This is a genomic window from Nostoc sp. T09 (assembly GCF_002154695.1).
Lineage (GTDB): Bacteria > Cyanobacteriota > Cyanobacteriia > Cyanobacteriales > Nostocaceae > Aulosira.
Genome location: NZ_MTAV01000068.1, coordinates 1 through 13,773 on the forward strand (window position 1 = coordinate 1; position 13,773 = coordinate 13,773).

Sequence of the window (13,773 nt, forward strand, 5' to 3'; positions counted from 1 at the left end):
AAGCGCAGCGAAAAGTTCCTCGAAGCCGGGTTTCCCGGCGTAGGAAACTTTTCAAGACAGAGTAACGCAGAGTTTTTTTGAGGTTAATTTGTGACGAATTTGTGAATTTTTCTATTAAGCCTAAAACTTTTTAGCGATATGAGTCACTGGGTTAAACTCAAATCTTTCTTTTGGATCGGTTTCCCCATAGATGTTAAAAGTCACAGTTGGTTCATCACCCACTGCTTCAACACAATGAATTGCATCAGGAGTAAAACTAATAATATCTCCTGGCAATAAGTTAACTTCTCCCGTTGCTTCAATTTTATCTTGAGCATCAGGGCTAGGATTTCGCCGCCAAAACGTATTCTTTTCTTGACCTTTTAAAACTGCAACAATTCCCCAGGTTCCATGATTATGAATTGTCGATGATGTTCCTGGTGCAAATGCTACTGTTTGCACTGTTAAGGGAAAACCCAACTCATCATACATGAGTAAAACAGAAGTTCCAGTTTGAGCATCAGGTTCTAAATATTGACTATTTACCCAGTAAGAATTGACAATTAATCGCCTAACCAGCATTCTCAGTTCTGGTAGGCGGCTGGATTCATCATCAACATCATTGAGAACGTCTTCCACTTCAGTCAAAAAGCGATAAAGGCGATAATTATCACGCAATAAATCCCATGCTCTCGCAGATTTACACAGTTGTAACTTGCCGTCGCCAGTTACAAGCAAATCCCTACCTTGCATAAATTTTAAACCATAAATCGAAAAGAGTTTAGCGGGAAAACGGGGGACGGAAGATTAATAGGAGTAATAATCGGTACAGGCTGAATAGGTAAGTTAGGTGCAGGAATCAAAGTAGCAGAATTAATAGCCGATAGGGAAATTAAATTATTCGATGAAAAAAGACTCATGATTTTTGACCAAATAATTACGAATTGTCAATCATCTTCTTCAGGTGGACGAGTGAGTATATCCAGCAGAATTCCCGCGCCAAAATCATTAGACCCGTCTATTTCTTTGACTCTGCTACTAATTATTTTAGCTTGCTCGATTTCTCCGAGCTTGGCTAATACTAATCCAGAAGCAGCATAAGCATTCAAATATAGCCTGATTTGCGAGTCTTTTTTCCGACTGACTAAAATCGGCTTGAGTTGCTCCCAATCTTCAGGAAATTTTTCAGCTTCCTTAATTTTATCTAATAATTGGTTTGTTGTTTGCAGAGCTAATAAATAATTATTTTTGTAATAGAAATACCTATATGCTGCTACTAAAACCTCTGTATGTTCACCTGTTTTAGCTACAGCTTGTTGCATATATTTCTCGGATTCTGAGGTGTTTTCCCAAGTCTGTGCAGCCAACATCAATAACTTTTTGATGTCCTCTGGAACTTGGAACCATGAGAATTTATTAGTATCAACTTGCATAATAATCTCCAAAATGGGGCATTGGGGATTGGGCATGGGGCATTGGGTAAGAATTCAGCACTCAGGAGTCAAAAGTCAGAATTTAGAGGTAATCTAGTAGATTAGTAAATTGATTCATCAAATATTTCTCCTCATTCTTTAACCCTTCTGGCTCCTGAATTCTGACTCCTAAATTCTTACGGCATTGGTTATTTCCCCTTGTCTGCTTGTCCCCAATCCCCAGTCCTTTAAAACAAAGTGAGAACGTATACCAAGGTGAAGAGAACAATCCAGATGATGTCTACGAAGTGCCAGTAAATTTCTGCCATTTCGATGAAAGTATGATTGGTTGCAGAATATTCACCGGGAAGACGCGATCGCCACAATACACGTAATATCAATAACAGTCCCACAAAAACGTGCAAACCGTGGAACCCAGTCAAGATATAAAAGCAGTTGGCGAAGACGTTGGTAGTCAGACCGTATCCTAAATTTGCGTACTCATAAACCTGACCACCTAAGAAAATTGCACCCATGATTGCAGTAATTGCGTACCACAGTTGCATTCCCTTGACGTTATTCTTTTTAATCGCCTTATCACCGAAGTGAATCACAAAACTGCTGGACACCAAAATAATGGTGTTAATAGTCGGCACAAGTAGTTCTACTTCACTCCCTTCTGGAGGCCAAACTGCTGTAATACCTCGGAAAAACAAGAAAGTGGCAAAAAATCCCCCAAACATCAGGGATTCAGAAGCTAGGAACGTCAACAGTCCCCAAACTCTTAAATCTGGATGTTCTTCGTGTTCTGCACTGTGATCTTCGCTCGTGGTTGTAGCTATAGTCATAGATTTTTTGACAATACGATCTACTCTGTCTGTTGTGGAAGCTTGAATAAAAAATGAAGTCTGAAGCGGCAAAATTTTCATTCTTTATCCAAAATCCTTATTTAACTCTTCTTTAATCTCTTTACTCTGTGTTCTCTGTGCCTCTGTGGTTTAAAAGTAATTTATTTAACCACAGAGACGCAGAGAGCGCTGAGAGAAAAAAGAAATTAAAGGGCTACTCTACTAACTAAGCACTAGCTTCCGGCGTTGCAGATGGCTGTACTTCACTACTGTTACCATGACCGTAGTCATAAGGGCCATGAGTGACAATCGGCAATACTTCCCAGTTTTCAATCGCTGGTGGTGAGCTGGTTGTCCATTCTAAAGTCAAAGCTTGCCAAGGATTATCACCAGCCAAAGGCCCTTTCAACCAACTGTAAATCATATTGATGGCGAAAGGAATTACCGATATCCCCAAAACAATTGAACCGAAGGTACAAATTTGATTGAGGTCGATAAATTGGGGGTCATACATTGCCACTCGTCGGGGCATTCCTTTCAAACCCAACTCGTGCATGGGTAAAAAGGTTAGATTCGTGCCGATGAAGGTGAGGGCGAAATGAATCCGTCCCAAGGTTTCATTCAACATTCGTCCGGTGATTTTGGGGAACCAGTGATAAATGCCGGCATAAATCCCAAACACGGAACCGCCAAACAGAACGTAGTGAAAATGTCCGACTACATAATATGTGTCGTGGACGTGAACATCAAAGGGGGCTGTTCCCATCGTCACACCGCTTAAGCCGCCCATGACAAACATGGATAATAAGCCAATGGCGAAAAGCATCGCACCTGTGAAGCGGATTTTACCACCCCAAAGGGTAGCAACCCAGGCAAAAATTTTCACGCCAGTGGGAACTGCAACTATCAGGGTGGAGATGGTGAAGAACATCCGCATCCAACCGGGTGTACCACTGGTAAACATGTGGTGTACCCAAACGAACAAACCCACAACGCAGATAGCTACACTAGAATAAGCGATCGCTTTATAACCAAAAATCGGCTTGCGGGCGTGAACGGGAATGACTTCGGACATGATGCCGAAGATGGGCAGAATCATTAAATATACTGCCGGGTGAGAATAGAACCAGAATAAGTGTTGGTAAATAACAACGTTACCGCCTGCATCTGGTTTAAAGAAGGAAGTGCCAAAGTTGAGGTCAAACAACAGCAGAACTAAACCGGCTGCTAATACAGGTGTGGAGAGAAGCGCCAGGATGGAGGTTGCTAAAATTGCCCAGCAAAATAGAGGCACTTGATCCCATTTCATGCTGGGAACTTTCATCATCAAAATGGTGATCACAAAGTTCAGCGAACCCAAAATTGAGGAAGTTCCCACCAAAACGATCGCAAGTATCCACATAGTTTGAGCGATTGGTGCTGTCACCAAACTCAAAGGTGGATAAGCTGTCCAACCAGATTGCGAACCGCCAAAAATGAAACTACCTAATATGAGTAATCCGGCTGGTGGGTTTAACCAAAAGGCGATCGCATTCAGTTTGGGGAAAGCCATATCTCTAGCACCCACCATCAGCGGTACTAGATAATTACCAAATCCCCCAATTGCGCTGGGGACAATCCACAGGAAGATCATAATCGTCCCGTGATTAGTCATGAAAGCGTTATACAGATTGGGATCGAGGAAATCTGCTTCCGGTGTTGCTAATTCAACACGGATAGCCATCGCCATCAAGCCACCGATCAAATAAAACACAAACGCTGTCACCAGGTATTGAATTCCAATTACCTTGTGGTCAACATTAAACGTGAAATAGTCCTGCCATTTCCACGCTGTTGGGTGCGCGGTGTGAGTCACTACCACTGTTTGGGGTTTATTTTTGTCTGGTGGCGTATTCCGGGGAAATTCTACTTTTGTCATATTTTTGTCCTTTGTCCTTTGTCATTTGTCATTTGTGGTTTGTCCTTTGTCCTTTGGTATTTGTCATTTGTGGTTTGTCCTGTGTCGTTTGTCTCAAACTAGAAACTCATGACCAATGACTAATGACTCTTGACCAATGACCAATGACTAATGACTTTTGACCAATGACTCTAGAGTTGCGGCACTCACTCCCATATCATGAGCATGGGGAGCCAGAAACTCTGATGTTGATAAATTGGCTGGGTTAACTGCGATCGCTTGATGCAAATCTTGCTTTTGAGCAACTTGGTTTTCTGTCAGCCAGCTATCATAATCTTCTTGTGTGTGGACAATTACCTGCGATCGCATTGAACCGTGATAACCACCGCAAAGTTCAGCGCAAACTACAGGATATGTTCCTGGTTTGGTGGCGACAAATCGCAGTTGGGTAGCGATACCGGGAATTGCGTCTTGCTTCAGGCGGAAGTTCGGCACCCAGAATGAGTGAATTACATCTTGTGCTGAAAGGTTGAGTTGCACATCAGCACCAACCGGAACGTGCAATTCCCCAGAGGTAATGCCACTATCAGGATAGTTAAATATCCAGGCGTACTGCATCCCTTTGACATCGACCGTCAAATCGGCGGCTTTGTTTTGGTTTGTGGAAGACGAACCAATGCCAATTGCGGGTGCAGTTTTAGATTCTGAAGGATTATCCAGGGTAGCAGCCATTGCACTGCCACTTACATGAGCAACATGCGCTGTACCATGAGGATGACCTGCTGGGTCTAATCCTCCCATTCTGTTAAACACATCTACGCTGTAGATGCCTAAACAGAGGACAATCAGTGATGGAATTGCCGTCCAGAAAATTTCTAGGGGAACGTTACCTTCAACGCGCGCACCATCGGTATTATCTCCCCGACGGCGACGGTACTTCACTAGAAAAATTATAATTGTTCCTTCTACTACCAAAAATAGCGCGATCGCAATGGTAAACATGATATTAAAAAATCCGTCCACCATCGGCGCTTGTAGCGATGCTTGCTCTGGGAATAGATTATGGTGTTGACCAATCCAAATGCTGATTGCTGTAACTAATACACCAGCAACCAAAGTCCAAAGTGAAACAGGAATTTGTTCCATACATACCACCTGCTCTGTAAAACGCCGTCAAAGGTGTAATTTTCTAAGTATTAGGAATTGAGCATCGAGCGTTGGGCATGGGTTATTTTCCCTTTTTCCCCTTCTCCCTTTCCCATTCCCCATTCCCTAGTCCCTTCATCTACAAAGCAGCGTTTTTGTTTTCTCTCACTCTTTTTCTAACTTACCCCTATAAAAATTGGGGGAATTTTCCAGATCTTTTCACATCTCTTCCCCCAAAAAAATTTATACTTATATCTTGATTTTGATGTCAAATCATCCCGCAACTTTCACAAAAACCTAGTTCAGGAGGGCACTTTAGCTTTAATATTAATTAAGCCAATTAGCAGCAAGTATGAATTTGTTAATAGATAACACTTTAAGATTTACGCATTTGCTTACTACGAACTTTCTGCTAATTCGAGTAAACATCTAATTCAACAAAGCAAAAATAACTACACAGATTAAAAAGGTTACAAAGCTGACTTTCCAAACTTTATTTCCTTCTGCTTTCTGCCCTCTGCCTTTTAAACTTCCCCTCTAATTACCTTGCTTTTAAATTACTCCCTCGCTGAACAGGCAACAATTTGGTCAAATCCCAAACAATCTTAATTGTTTAATTCGGCGTGGGTGTAACAATTCTTAGGACAAATCCGCGCACAAGCTTCGCAACCAATACAGTTTTCTGTATTAGCAACTACCATTACTTTGCGCTCGATTTCTTCATCATCTTCATCTTCAACAAATTCACCTTCTTCGTTGAGGGCTTTTAGATCCAGCACATTGTACCCGCATACTTTCATGCATCTGCCACAGCCGATACATTTATCTTTATCAATTGCTTGGGCAAATTTTGGTGTCCAAGTTTTACCTCCGAAGGTCAATCCTGTTAGTTGTGCCATGATAAATCCTCGGCAATTATGCCTAAAAATATGTTGGTGCTTTGATCGTTATCCTAACCTAATCTTAATAGTCTGTTTTTGCTCTTAAACAACTATTTGCCTATAATCAAAATTTTCTGACTTTTTACCAAGTCTCACTTGTTTTTTTATTAGCTCTGTTAATTGAAAGCTTTTGCCAATAATTATTATAAAATCTTGTTCAAGTCATGCCTGCCTAACATAGTTTGCCGCTTTATCTGCGATAATCAGACATTCTCTATATTTGGCTAAACAACTGCAACTGCTAGCAGTAAAAATCATTTGCATGAATATTACTTGAGTATAAAAATATGGTTTTATACAATTGATGCTCTTGCCAAAATAATAGTTTTTTGCTTGCGGAGAAGGGCAGATGGCAGAAGGGAAGAATTTGTTTTTCCTTTCACAAAAATGGTTTTGAGCCGCCTAAATTTATTCACAACAAAAAAGATGTATCTTGAAACGCACAACGTAAGAAATATTATGTCTTTAATAACCTAAATTTATTTATATGTATTCCTTCTGCTCTCTGCCTTCTGTCTCCTGCCTTTAACTCTTGATACCAATGCAGAAAAAGCAAATGTTATTTTTGCACATTACAGCAAATAAGAATGCAGAAGATGACTTATTGAAAAACTGTAATACTTATGGCAGAATATAAACTAATGTAAAATATTAAAAGTATTAATAAATAAGTTGAATACTATTAACCATAAGGGTTGATGTTCACTAAAAACACTTTGGTTAAGGTTTTAAGGTCTAAAAAAACTATTCTTTGAATCTCTAAAAATAAATTCCTAAAGAAACATCTCCAGGCTCATTGTGAACAAACTTATCAACTTGATTATGAAATGTATAGTTAATGAAGAAGTAATTATGAGGCTCAGGTGAAAAGCCTTAAGTCGCTTCCAAGTGGATGTAATGTCCGAGTATGAATATGAGCAATTACCTAAACAAGAAAAATTTTTCTTGTTAGAAAAATCAATTGGTAGCGAGTCGTGAATCTCATGAACAAAGAGGGCACATCCAGGGGAGACTTGAGCCAAACATCTCAACGAGTATAGTTGGAAGTGCATTATGCCGTATACAATTCCTAACAACAGTTGCGTTGGATGTGACAATTGCCGTCCCCAATGTCCGACGGGTGCAATTAAAATCGAAAATAATGAATATTGGATCGATCCTTGTCTTTGTAACAATTGCGAAGGTTATTATCCCGAACCGCAATGTGTAAGCGCCTGTCCCACAAATTCACCTATCCCGTGGCAAGCAAAAAAGGGGAGATGTAAAGTAGAACCGAGAGATGCTACTAGCCCAGATTTGTTTTCTAATGGAAAAAACAACGCATTTGCTTCAGCGATTGTCATCTGGGAAGCTTGCAACGTACTTGCACAGCGCACATCCTTACATTGGGAAATTGATGAAGCTGGGTATTTATCCTATAGCCGACAAGTTAATCAAGGTAGAGGTGCGATCGCATTTCACATCCAAGATCCATTCAACGTCAGCACTCGCACAACAGATATAGAAGCAATTGAAACGCTAGATATTAGAGCCGCTTGCATCCATCTAATTTTGGCAGCTCAGGCAACTGCTTTAGAACAACCTTGGGAGCAAGAATTTTCTATTGATGAACGCCAACTAGAAAAATATTTAGGGTTAGAAAAACGCAAAGACCTGAGCAAAAATGCCAAACTAACTTTAATGAAAAACATCGTGCAACAAGCTTGCTCATTGATAATTTCCGTTGACTGGCCGCAACAAGGCCGAGTCAAAGGATTTTCAGTTGCAGGAACCCGCTTGTGGCACCTAATAGACATGGAGCATTACTTTCAAGAAGACGACCTCGGATGCAAATATTTAGTGGGACTAACTTTTAAAATTAAAGCCGGAATTTGGGCCCAGCATTTCTTAAATAAACAAGCCTGCAAAGAGCGCACCGCATTCTATCAATATGGCATTCTCCCGAAAACACTGTTAACTACTATTATGAGTATTTGGCAGCAACATGAAGGTGCAGCAAGGCTCATGCTGTGGTTGCTGTTTAAAACCAAAATGGGCAGAGAGCAACGCATAACAGTTCCTACCTTATTGCGTGTTGCTTACGGTGAAGAAAAAGTCACCTTAGCCTCTAGACAAAGAGAAGAACGCAAACGTCTATTGCGGACTTTTGAAAGCGATCTAGAAATGCTGAATCATTATGGAATTAAACCTATTTTTGACCCAATTACTTATCCTGTAGAAATTCAACCATTGTGGGCAAAGTTAATCGATTTACCAGAAGATCCAGAAGCAGCATTAGAATTTTGGACAAATGACGGCGGTGGCGAAACTCGCCTCACAGACACAGGCCCCCGTGGGAAATGGAATCTGCTGATGAATGCGCGGATTTTATCCTTTGAATTGCCAACAGAATGGGAGTACCAAAACTCAGACTCAGACAAAAAGCCAAGACGTAACGTTAACCGCAATCGCAGAAAGCCAAAAACCACAGGCGATTTGCTGGGCGAACAGATTTTAGAAGCGCGAAAAAATCTCAACCTCTCTCAGAGAGAATTGGCAAAGTTGACAGGTAAAAGCCAAAGCTGGATACGCGATATCGAGAATGGGCGTTTAAAAGCCAAGTTAGAAGACCAAGCCCTATTACGGAAAGTACTGAACATGGCTTGATGAATTAGTGCAATCTTGCAGTTGAATATTTGCATTGGGCTGCATTAATATAACATCGCGCTATTATATTAATGCATCGATGTGTTATGCCATAACATCGGGTTGTTATGTTAACGCAGCAACGTGTTATGCGATCGCACTCGCTTGTGTTGCTCTAGCTATTTTTTCTCTTAATCTGTCACGTAAGGTGTGGTTTAATTCTTCCCATACACCTTGTTTTTGCGATTTTCGGTAGTATTTGTAAACCGTTGAACTAGGGGGGAAGTCTCCAGGAAGCATATTCCATTGGCATCCGGTTTTTAAGTGATAATAGATGGCATTATATACTTCCCGCATATCAGTTGTGCGAGGATGCCTTCCTGATTTAGCTGCGGGAATTAAGGGAGCGAGAATTTCCCATTCTAAGTCACTCAATTCAGTAGAATAAGCTTTTCAAGGCATTGCTTACTAAGTAATTACACTGTCTTCAAAGCATCCTATCTTTGCGATTCTCTTGACCAGCCATCTTTAGATTTACTTTATAAATAACCTCTTAGAAACAGCATGAGCAAGTTACTGTAAATACTGTAGAGTTAGAGTTTGCAATTGCCAATATTGAGCAGGCGTATTGCAAATTACTGGCTACCTCCATATATGAGAAACAAATTATTTCTTGCATTCAAAGTTTTATACAGTAGATTAAACAATCGTAAACTTAGGTTATAAGCACTACTCCAGAGATTCAAATTTTTAATGAGTACTAATACTCGAACCCAAAGAATACTAATTCTATCAGCAAATCCTATTGGCACAAGTAACCTTCGCCTGAATGAGGAAATGCGTGAAATTAAGGAGGGGCTAAAACGTTCGAAACAGCGTGATTATTATTTGCTAGAGACAGCACAAGCAGTCCGCTACAGAGACATACACAGAGCCATACTGGACTATGAGCCGAACATTATTCACTTCTCAGGTCATGGAGCAGGGGAAGAGGGCCTGGTATTTGAAGATGAAATAGGTCAAGCCAAAGTAGTTGAGACAGAGGCTTTAGCAGGATTATTTGAACTGTTTGCTGAGCAAGTGGAGTGTGTTGTGCTTAATGCTTGTTATTCAAAGGTACAAGCTGAGGCGATAGCCCAACATATTAACTATGTGATTGGTATGAGCCAAGCAATTGGAGATAGAGCAGCCATTGAATTTGCCATTGGCTTTTATGATGCACTAGGGGCTGGTAAACCTGTTGAGTTTGCATACAAACTTGGCTGTTTAAGCATCCGGATAGCAGGGATCTCAGAAAATTTAACTCCTAAATTACTAACAAATAACCATTCGCAGACTCAACTTATTACACGAGCATCTCAATCTGAGCTTAAAATCAACCCTAGTATTAAGCCAGAAAAACCAGCCGATAATCTTAGGAGTGGACAGGGAATAGATTACACATTACTGCGCGATTTACTAGCAGATGGTAAGTGGCAAGAAGCAGATCAGGAAACTATGGCTATCATGCTTAAGATATTTACAAGAGAAAAAGAAGGCTGGCTCAGGAGTCAAGACATCGAAAAGTTTCCCTGTAGTGACCTAGAAGTTATTGACCAACTTTGGGTGAAATACAGTAATGGACATTTCGGCTTTAGCGTGCAAAAACGTATCTGGCAGGATATAGGTGCCATCCCATCACAAACACTGTTAGGCGAACACGTAGGCTGGTATTTGAAAGATCAGAAAAAATGGTTATTTGGTTCTGAGCTTAACTTTACCCTTAATGCTCTTCCAGGGCATCTCCCCAGGTTAGGAACGTGGTGGGCAGCACTATTTTCTCGTCTTGAGACTTGTAAAATCTAACATCTAAAGTATACGGCTAGATTAGCTCATGTTGACAAACTGTATACAGGCACTACAGAGGATGAAGTTAAGGGTTATGGTGATCGCTAATCCCGTCTTAATTCCTCCCGTGTAGACTCTGGTAGAAAAATGTCGTGATAGGTATATATGCCGACAAAGGACGAGGCGATCGCCTTTGCTGTGCCATTCATTTGTATTTTTGAGGACTACCCAGAATGACACCTGTAGCTACTGAAATTCCGGTAAGCGTAATTATTCCTATATTTACAGCGATAAGCGATCGCCAATGGGAAAAGTTCCAGGAATTGGAAGCAGATTTTGTTCTCAACCACGGAGTAGAAGTTTGGCAGGAAGTGTTTAATTTCCGCATCAAACCAGCATTAAACAAAGAATCCGATCGGTGGCTACTCATCCAGTGGTGTGGACAAGGAATTAACTGGGTGAAGAATATGACGTAGGTGCGATCGCCAATGATTCTAACTTACTTCAAAAAGATTGCGAGGTAATCCTGACTGGCGAATAATAGACCGCAACGTGCCAACGCGAACTTCTTCATAATCAGGGACAGGAACAGTTATGGTTGAATCTTCTGTTCGTTGCTGCATAATAATATGACTACCGCGCTGGCGTACTTGCAAAAAACCATGTTGCTCTAAAATTTGGCAGACTTCCCGACCAGAAAGAACTCGCAACTTACCCAACGCTCACCTCTAATTGAGTCACAAAAACTTCTGTATGTAAACGCTCCTGAATTTCCGAGGGGTCAGCAGTCTCAAAAAATAGTTCCAAAGCTTCAACTAAATTATTTCGTGCTTCTTCAATCGTCTCACCTTGGCTAGCAATATCAAGTTCTGGACACAGCGATACATAACCATCTCCCTCACGCTCAATAATTGCAGTGAGTTTTCGTATTTGGCTCATCTTTTGCCTCTAGATATCATTAATCTTTATATTAATTGCGATCGCGGTGACTGGGCTTTTGCTTGTTCTGCTTGCTCCCATTCCGTGCGAATCTCACGGTAGAATCAGAAAGACACTATAAGTGTTTCAAACATGGTGATAAATCTAAATCTACCGCCATCCCAGCCAGCCACCAATTTGAAAGTGACAGTTTTAGTAGAAACTCTCAAAAATGGTCAGTTTGCTGCATCTATATTTGAGTTTCCTAACTTTCGAGTCGAAGCAAAAACAAGGGAAGAAGCGATCGCTCAACTCCAAGCCACCTTTTTAGAACGACTCAGCCACATTGAAGCTATTTCCTGGAATGTGCCACTTTCTACTTCACCACCTACCTGGATGCAATTTGCTGGAGTCTTTCAAGACGATCCAGATTTTCAGGAAATCATGGATCAAATTCGAGTAGAGCGAACCTCAGATGATGATACTGAAGTTGACTCCTCATACTACTTGTAGAGGTTGCTTGGGTGTCTCGATATATTCTCGATACCGATCATGTTTCACTAATTCTTTGCAACCATCCCCAAGTTATAGCCAACACTTCTCTACATCAAATTGCTGTTACTATAATTACGGTTCAAGAACTTTTCAACGGCTGGATTGGTAAAATTAACGAGCCGTCGTCTGTGCAAAATCTCCCCGCACTGTACTCAAAACTTTCGACAACCGTCAAATATCTCCAAACAGTTGAGATCCTAGATTTCACACCAGAGGCTGATAACTGTCTTAAACAGTTGTTGAAAGAGAATCCTCCCCTGCGAAAAAATCGCCTGCAAAAAGATATGCGAATAGCTGCAATTGCATTATCTCTTAATGCCACAGTCGTTACTCGTAATCAACGAGATTTTGGTTTAGTACCTAGATTAGCAATTGCAGATTGGACGCTGTAACCAATAAATTTCATCGGATATTGCCGTGCGATCGCACTAATAATTCTTTCTTCTTTGCGCATCTTGCTCTAAACAAAAATTATCGATTTATCTAAAAATAACCGTAACTGCGATCGTGAACTGCAATTTTCCACGCCTCTGTATAACACAAAAATTATTTATTTACCTAACAATAAATGCAACTGCGATCGCCATGTTCCTCGTGTAACTGCGTTCATAAAGTGCGATCGCTCTTCTTGCTACTGACACTTATAAAAAACCTTTAGCCTGCATCCAAATAAAACATGCGATCACTGCTAATAATTACATCTATCGTATGGCAGATAATCTTACTTTAAATAATTAGATTTCAATAGTACTATAAAACCCTCACGAGCAGTAGAAAAGAAAAACTTCGAGATTCAAAAAATAAGCAAGAAGTTGAGACAGTTCTAAAATTTCTAATCTAAAATTTCTAACTTCAGTTGAAACAAACGTATAGTAATTTCCACCTTTAGTTATGTATAGCTTCTAAAGAGGATTGTTATATTAATAACAAATCAAAGAATTGATGAGCCTTTAGTTTTGTTTAAGGAGATAAATATCATGGTTGATAGTAGTCAGACATTTGATGATAACCAAGACAAGTCTATTACCAGAAAAGTTCAGGCTCAGTCTAGTGATAATTCAATCACGTCTGAGCAACATGATGAAAATATAGAGCAGCAATCTGGTGGACATCCCATTGGCACAGCACTTGGTGCTGCTGGAGGTGCAGTCACCGGCGCGGCTATTGGTCGATTGGTAGGTGGACGACTAGGTGCAGCCGTCGGGGCTGTAGGTGGTGCAGTTGCTGGTGCCGCTGTTGGTCGAGATATAGCCGAGAATATTAATGAGACTGTAGAAGAGGTAGCACATAACGTTAAGCACACAGCCGAAGGTGTTGCAGATTCCCTCAAGGACGCTGTTGAAGATATCAAGCCTTCTGTTAAAGCTACCGTAGAATCGGTCAAAGACAAAGTTGAAGAAGCTAACATTCAAGGCATTACTAATTCTGTCAAGAATAAAATTGACGAAGCCGATGTCAGTGGTCTGTCAGAATCCGTTCAGCATAAGATTGAAGAAACTGACACCAAAGGCATCTCTCAGTCTATCCAACATAAGATTGATGAGGCTAATGTCAAAGGAATTTCTGAGTCTGTAAAAGGCAAAGTCGAAGAAGCTAATATCAGAGGAATTTCCGAGTCTGTAAAA

14 protein-coding genes and 1 pseudogene are annotated in these 13,773 nt (G+C 40.7%); 6 read left to right on the forward strand and 9 right to left on the reverse strand.

The features are described from left to right. Positions 1-120 precede the first annotated feature (120 nt). From BV372_RS15105 to fdxB, 6 genes are all read right to left on the reverse strand, one after another. Positions 121-732: a cupin gene (locus BV372_RS15105; protein WP_086687322.1), complete on the reverse strand. Its 612-nt coding sequence runs from the start codon at positions 730-732 to the stop codon at positions 121-123. Between the two features lie 194 nt (positions 733-926). After that, a complete protein-coding gene (locus BV372_RS15110; protein ID WP_086687333.1) occupies positions 927-1,412 on the reverse strand; it encodes a hypothetical protein in 486 nt (161 codons plus the stop codon). Between the two features lie 227 nt (positions 1,413-1,639). Beyond that, complete coding sequence (locus BV372_RS15115; RefSeq protein ID WP_086687334.1) at positions 1,640-2,239, reverse strand: heme-copper oxidase subunit III; 600 nt, start codon at positions 2,237-2,239, stop codon at positions 1,640-1,642. A gap of 226 nt (positions 2,240-2,465) precedes the next feature. After that, complete coding sequence (gene ctaD, locus BV372_RS15120) at positions 2,466-4,157, reverse strand: cytochrome c oxidase subunit I (RefSeq protein WP_086687323.1); 1,692 nt, start codon at positions 4,155-4,157, stop codon at positions 2,466-2,468. Between the two features lie 147 nt (positions 4,158-4,304). Continuing rightward, positions 4,305-5,282: a cytochrome c oxidase subunit II gene (locus BV372_RS15125; protein WP_086687324.1), complete on the reverse strand. Its 978-nt coding sequence runs from the start codon at positions 5,280-5,282 to the stop codon at positions 4,305-4,307. 605 nt (positions 5,283-5,887) lie between these two features. Beyond that, on the reverse strand, positions 5,888-6,181 hold the full coding sequence (fdxB, locus tag BV372_RS15130) for a ferredoxin III, nif-specific (RefSeq protein ID WP_086687325.1): 294 nt from the start codon (positions 6,179-6,181) through the stop codon (positions 5,888-5,890). 1,095 nt (positions 6,182-7,276) lie between these two features. Between fdxB and BV372_RS15135 the strand changes: the two genes are divergently transcribed. Continuing rightward, positions 7,277-8,869: a helix-turn-helix domain-containing protein gene (locus tag BV372_RS15135; protein WP_086687326.1), complete on the forward strand. Its 1,593-nt coding sequence runs from the start codon at positions 7,277-7,279 to the stop codon at positions 8,867-8,869. A 129-nt stretch (positions 8,870-8,998) separates the two neighbouring features. On the opposite strand, the pseudogene BV372_RS15140 reads toward BV372_RS15135, so the two are convergent. Next, a pseudogene (locus tag BV372_RS15140) lies at positions 8,999-9,283 on the reverse strand (transposase); the annotation flags it as partial. A gap of 402 nt (positions 9,284-9,685) precedes the next feature. Between BV372_RS15140 and BV372_RS15145 the strand changes: the two are divergent. Together BV372_RS15145 and BV372_RS15150 are read left to right on the forward strand one after the other, a co-directional pair. Further along, positions 9,686-10,693 (forward strand): GUN4 domain-containing protein, encoded by a 1,008-nt coding sequence (locus BV372_RS15145; RefSeq protein WP_218776731.1) that lies wholly within the window; start codon positions 9,686-9,688, stop codon positions 10,691-10,693. Between the two features lie 215 nt (positions 10,694-10,908). Next, on the forward strand, positions 10,909-11,151 hold the full coding sequence (locus BV372_RS15150) for a hypothetical protein (protein WP_086687328.1): 243 nt from the start codon (positions 10,909-10,911) through the stop codon (positions 11,149-11,151). An 18-nt stretch (positions 11,152-11,169) separates the two neighbouring features. On the opposite strand, the gene BV372_RS15155 is transcribed toward BV372_RS15150, so the two are convergent. Continuing rightward, positions 11,170-11,394, reverse strand: a complete 225-nt coding sequence (locus BV372_RS15155; RefSeq protein ID WP_086687329.1) for a type II toxin-antitoxin system HicA family toxin — start codon at positions 11,392-11,394, stop codon at positions 11,170-11,172. After that, positions 11,387-11,614: a type II toxin-antitoxin system HicB family antitoxin gene (locus tag BV372_RS15160; protein WP_086687330.1), complete on the reverse strand. Its 228-nt coding sequence runs from the start codon at positions 11,612-11,614 to the stop codon at positions 11,387-11,389. Before BV372_RS15160 ends, BV372_RS15155 begins: the two co-directional genes overlap by 8 nt. Positions 11,615-11,746: 132 nt before the next feature. Here BV372_RS15160 and BV372_RS15165 point away from each other — a divergent pair, with 132 nt between their 5' ends. The 3 genes from BV372_RS15165 to BV372_RS15175 all read left to right on the forward strand — a co-directional run. Continuing rightward, entirely contained in the window at positions 11,747-12,106 is a 360-nt protein-coding gene (locus BV372_RS15165; RefSeq protein WP_086687331.1) for a hypothetical protein, read from the forward strand. Between the two features lie 11 nt (positions 12,107-12,117). Next, on the forward strand, positions 12,118-12,540 hold the full coding sequence (locus BV372_RS15170; protein WP_086687332.1) for a type II toxin-antitoxin system VapC family toxin: 423 nt from the start codon (positions 12,118-12,120) through the stop codon (positions 12,538-12,540). 585 nt (positions 12,541-13,125) lie between these two features. Next, positions 13,126-13,773, forward strand: a 648-nt coding sequence (locus BV372_RS15175) for a glycine zipper domain-containing protein (protein WP_256973234.1), incomplete at its 3' end; no start/stop codon positions are given.

Coding starts and splice junctions, on each gene's coding strand:
- BV372_RS15150 (WP_086687328.1), top strand. CDS start 10,909: ATGACACCTGTAGCTACTGAAATTCCGGTAAGCGTAATTATTCCTATA.
- BV372_RS15110 (WP_086687333.1), bottom strand. CDS start 1,412: ATGCAAGTTGATACTAATAAATTCTCATGGTTCCAAGTTCCAGAGGAC.
- ctaD (WP_086687323.1), bottom strand. CDS start 4,157: ATGACAAAAGTAGAATTTCCCCGGAATACGCCACCAGACAAAAATAAA.
- BV372_RS15165 (WP_086687331.1), top strand. CDS start 11,747: ATGGTGATAAATCTAAATCTACCGCCATCCCAGCCAGCCACCAATTTG.
- BV372_RS15125 (WP_086687324.1), bottom strand. CDS start 5,282: ATGGAACAAATTCCTGTTTCACTTTGGACTTTGGTTGCTGGTGTATTA.
- BV372_RS15145 (WP_218776731.1), top strand. CDS start 9,686: ATGCGTGAAATTAAGGAGGGGCTAAAACGTTCGAAACAGCGTGATTAT.
- BV372_RS15115 (WP_086687334.1), bottom strand. CDS start 2,239: ATGACTATAGCTACAACCACGAGCGAAGATCACAGTGCAGAACACGAA.
- BV372_RS15105 (WP_086687322.1), bottom strand. CDS start 732: ATGCAAGGTAGGGATTTGCTTGTAACTGGCGACGGCAAGTTACAACTG.
- BV372_RS15160 (WP_086687330.1), bottom strand. CDS start 11,614: ATGAGCCAAATACGAAAACTCACTGCAATTATTGAGCGTGAGGGAGAT.
- BV372_RS15135 (WP_086687326.1), top strand. CDS start 7,277: ATGCCGTATACAATTCCTAACAACAGTTGCGTTGGATGTGACAATTGC.
- fdxB (WP_086687325.1), bottom strand. CDS start 6,181: ATGGCACAACTAACAGGATTGACCTTCGGAGGTAAAACTTGGACACCA.